Source organism: Acetobacter malorum (genome assembly GCF_002153605.1).
Classification (GTDB): Bacteria; Pseudomonadota; Alphaproteobacteria; order Acetobacterales; family Acetobacteraceae; genus Acetobacter; species Acetobacter malorum_A.
The window spans coordinates 1-284 of record NZ_JOPG01000070.1; the positions used below are offsets into that span (position 1 = coordinate 1).

The following is a 284-nucleotide window of genomic DNA, read 5'->3' on the forward strand; positions in this document are numbered from 1 at the left end:
GATCTGTCTCTGTGGAAAGCCTCCGGTCACTGGGACAAATTCGGGGAGAACATGTTCACCACCGAGACCGAGGGACGCACCTACGCTCTCAAGCCCATGAACTGTCCCGGTGGCGTACAGGTCTTCCGACAAGGGTTGAAAAGCTATCGCGATCTGCCACTCCGTATGGCCGAATTCGGTAAGGTTCATCGTTTTGAACCCTCGGGGGCACTTCATGGTCTCATGCGTGTGCGTGCCTTTACGCAGGATGACGCCCATATTTTCTGCACGCCCGAACAGATGGA

1 protein-coding gene is annotated in these 284 nt (G+C 55.6%); it reads left to right on the forward strand.

Annotated elements, in window-relative coordinates:
* Positions 1-284 (forward strand): aminoacyl--tRNA ligase-related protein (locus HK23_RS13930; RefSeq protein ID WP_306300694.1); only part of this gene is annotated, 284 nt, incomplete at both ends.